This is a genomic window from Aeromonas sp. QDB68, assembly GCF_027707405.1.
Taxonomy (GTDB): domain Bacteria; phylum Pseudomonadota; class Gammaproteobacteria; order Enterobacterales; family Aeromonadaceae; genus Aeromonas; species Aeromonas caviae.
In genome coordinates, this window is sequence record NZ_JAPCIQ010000174.1 from 1 (window position 1) to 3,273 (window position 3,273).

Annotated in this window: 4 protein-coding genes; 1 reads left to right on the forward strand and 3 read right to left on the reverse strand. The window is 59.2% G+C overall.

Annotated features, from left to right (window positions below; genetic code table 11):
* Positions 1–226: 226 nt before the first annotated feature.
* The 3 genes from PG892_RS21885 to PG892_RS21895 form a co-directional block, all read right to left on the reverse strand.
* Complete coding sequence (locus PG892_RS21885; protein ID WP_010675909.1) at positions 227–619, reverse strand: DoxX family protein; 393 nt, start codon at positions 617–619, stop codon at positions 227–229.
* 83 nt (positions 620–702) lie between these two features.
* Positions 703–1,389 carry a pirin family protein gene (locus PG892_RS21890; RefSeq protein WP_270825860.1) on the reverse strand — a complete coding sequence of 229 codons (687 nt, stop codon included), beginning with the start codon at positions 1,387–1,389 and terminating at the stop codon, positions 703–705.
* A gap of 30 nt (positions 1,390–1,419) precedes the next feature.
* Positions 1,420–1,752, reverse strand: coding sequence for a hypothetical protein (locus PG892_RS21895; protein WP_041211883.1), 333 nt, complete (start codon positions 1,750–1,752; stop codon positions 1,420–1,422).
* A 257-nt stretch (positions 1,753–2,009) separates the two neighbouring features.
* On the opposite strand from PG892_RS21895, the gene PG892_RS21900 reads away from it, so the two are divergent.
* Positions 2,010–2,924: a LysR family transcriptional regulator gene (locus PG892_RS21900; RefSeq protein ID WP_257707659.1), complete on the forward strand. Its 915-nt coding sequence runs from the start codon at positions 2,010–2,012 to the stop codon at positions 2,922–2,924.
* Positions 2,925–3,273 lie beyond the last annotated feature (349 nt).

A 3,273-nucleotide genomic window follows, 5' to 3' on the forward strand; every position in this document is an offset into this window, starting at 1 on the left:
TGCTGCTTGCTCATAACACCTCCTGATTGACCTCAGTTTGAGGCTCTTGAGGTGTCTAGGAAAGTAGGGGCGATTCATGTCGGGGATCGGGGGATAAGATGCAAAAGGCACTTGTGGCGTCCGGACTGCGCGCCGTCACACAGATGGCATCCCCGGGAAGCGGGCACAAAAAAGCCGGTGCAGGGCACCGGCCAAAAGGCGTTGGAAAACTTGAAACGTCAGGGTATTACCAGTGCTTGCCGAGGCGGGCATCCAGGCTGAAAGCCCCTGCACCGGCCGCCGCCAGGGCCAGGAAACCACCGGCCACGGAGACGTTCTTCATGAACATCAGCATCTGCATCTGCTCGGCAGGCTGATAGTGGAAGATGAAGGCGGCCATCAGGGTGAAACCGGCCAGCAGCACGGAGAGGCTGCGGGTAAACAGGCCCAGCATGATGGCAAGACCGCCACCCAGCTCCAGCAGGATCACCAGGGGCAGCATGAACCCGGGCACGCCCATGGCTTCCATGTAACCCTGGGTACCGGCGTAACCGCCGATCTTGCCCCAGCCAGCCATCACGAACATCAGCGCTAGCAGTACACGACCCACCAGCAGTGCCACATCTTTCATCTTGTCCATCGTCATATTCCTTTGCTTACCATCATGGTATTTACAGTGTAAAAGCTAATTGTTAACTCATTCATTTCGCCAAGATTTTTCTATCAAGGCAGGTCAAACAGCAGGGCTTCACTCCCCCTGGAGGCGGTGAGCACCCAGCTCGACTCGTCGCGGCTGAGCAGCCCGTCGCCGGGTCGGGCAGCCAGACCGTTGCCGGTCAGCTCCCCTGAAATCATGTGCAGGTAACCATGACGCCCTTGCAGTGCCCACTCCAGGGTCTCCCCTTCTGCGAGCTGCAGACGCCACACTCTGGCCTGCTGGCGGATCCTGAAGGATCCCGCCTCGCCGTCCGGTGACGCCACCAGCGTCATCCCGGGCTTGTTTTCAATCTTCTTCTGCTGATAACCCGGGGTCGTGCCGTGTTCATTCGGCTCGATCCAGATTTGCAGCAAGGAGAGCGGCTCGGCCTGCGAGGGGTTGTACTCGCTGTGCCGGATGCCGGACCCTGCGCTCATCAGCTGGAAATCCCCCGCCGGGATCTGCTCGGCGTGGCCGAGGCTGTCCTTGTGCTCTATGGTGCCTTGCAGCACGCAGGTGAGGATCTCCATGTTGGCGTGAGGGTGGGTCGCGAAACCGCCACCCGGCGCCACCCGATCCTGATTGATGACTCGCAGGGTAGAGTGTCCCATCCATTCCGGGTCATAGTAGTGACCGAAGGAGAAGCTGTGACGGGCATCCAGCCAGCCAAAGTTGGCCTTGCCCCGTGCTTCTGCGGCTCTCAATTTCATCATGGTGTGCTCCTCACTGACCAAGTTGGTTCATTAACGCTGGCGACCGTCACCCAGACCGAAGGGGATGCGGTAGCTGCTGCTTTCGTTGCCCAGGCTCACCGTCAGCTTGCCCTGGGTGCGGCTCGGGATGGCGACCTGCTGGGTGCCCATCAGGTTGGCGTGGACGGAAGCCAGCAGATCACCGGACTCGTCGCGCACCTCCAGCATGGGGTTGGCCTTGCCGTCCATCGCGGCGGTAGCGCTCCAGTTGACGAACAGCACGCCCGGGGCGGCATTGAAGTCAGCGGGAACGGAAGCCTGGGCGGCACCTGCGGTCATCAGGCCTGCAACGGCCAGCATCTTGATTACGTTTTTCATGTTCATTCACTCTCTTGGGTTTTATGTCATTGCCAAGGCCCCTTGGGCCCGAATCAATGCATCCATGCAAGAGATCATTCAAATACTATGTTGTTCTTTTGCTGACATCAGACATCGTGTTTGGGGATGTCTCAGCCCGGAACTACCTTTTATTTGGCTGCCAGGCGTTCCTGCCTAAGCGTTGATTGAATATTAAAGTGACTTCCCCTAAGTTGTTAGCGAGATAATCTGGTAAACACATTCAAAAAAATTGAAGGTTGGATATGGCCAAGGAATCGAACAAGGAGCGGGCGCTGACCCTGGAGGCGATCCGGGTGCTGGACGCCATCGACCGCCGTGGCAGCTTCGCGGCGGCGGCCGACGAGCTGGGCAAGGTGCCTTCGGCGCTGAGCTACACGGTACAAAAGCTGGAAGACGAGCTGGACGCCATGCTGTTCGACCGCAGCGGCCACAGGACCAAGTTCACCCCGGCGGGCCGCATGCTGCTGGAGCGGGGCCGGGTGCTGCTGGAGGCGGCCGAACACCTGGTGGGGGAGACCAGGGCCCTCTCCCGTGGCTGGGAGACCGACATCACCATCGCCGTCGATGCCTTGATGCCGGTACAGGCTCTCTACCCCCTGGTGGATCGGCTGGCCGAACAGACCGATACCCGGCTGAGGTTTCGCGCCGAGGTGCTGGCGGGCAGTTGGGAGTGCCTGGAAGATGGCCGCGCCGACCTGCTCATCTCCTCCCTCAATGCCGATATCGCCATGACCGGCATCAAGCACCAGGTGCTCAGGGAGGAGGTGATGCTCTACGTCGCCCACCCCGATCACCCCCTGCATCAGGAACCCGAGCCCCTGGCGGACGAGACCCTGCGCCGCTATCGCGCCATCGCGGTGGCCGACACGGCACTGCGCAAGCCGGTGCTCACCTACCGCCTGCTCGACAAGCAGCCGCGCCTGACCGTCAGCACCATGGGGGAGAAGCGGGACGCCCTGCTGGCGGGGCTCGGCATCGGCACCATGCCGCAGCGCTGGATTGAAGAGGACATCAAGGCGGGCAGACTCAAGGTGATCAGTCCCGAATATCGCCACCAGATCCAGGTCGTGCTGGCCTGGCGGCGAGACACCATGGGCAAGGCCAAGAGCTGGCTGGTGCGGGAGATCCCTAAGCTGTTTGTCGGTCAGGGGGAATAAAGGACTGCCTTCCGGGGTCGGTGGCGCAGGAAGTACCAAAACTGCGCCCCATTCTTGACGACGGGCTCAGATTCGGAGAAAAGAAAAAAAGCGGACCTCTTGCGAGTTCCGCTCAATGCCAGGAAAGAATAAAACCTTGCGGTTAAAAAAACCCTTAAATTGGAAGCAAACAATCGTTTTCTCAACCAGGAAGGTATTGAATCCGATTCGTGTTGAATTATGTGCGATGTAATATGCATCACCAGCAAAATGTTGAAAGGTTGAAGGATATGCCCGTCATTCCGCACCTGATTTTGCTATTTTCAGTGCTTGACGGCGATCGGCCGTTCTGATCTATTACTCTCTTTTG

Coding starts and splice junctions, on each gene's coding strand:
- PG892_RS21885 (WP_010675909.1), bottom strand. CDS start 619: ATGGACAAGATGAAAGATGTGGCACTGCTGGTGGGTCGTGTACTGCTA.
- PG892_RS21890 (WP_270825860.1), bottom strand. CDS start 1,389: ATGATGAAATTGAGAGCCGCAGAAGCACGGGGCAAGGCCAACTTTGGC.
- PG892_RS21895 (WP_041211883.1), bottom strand. CDS start 1,752: ATGAACATGAAAAACGTAATCAAGATGCTGGCCGTTGCAGGCCTGATG.
- PG892_RS21900 (WP_257707659.1), top strand. CDS start 2,010: ATGGCCAAGGAATCGAACAAGGAGCGGGCGCTGACCCTGGAGGCGATC.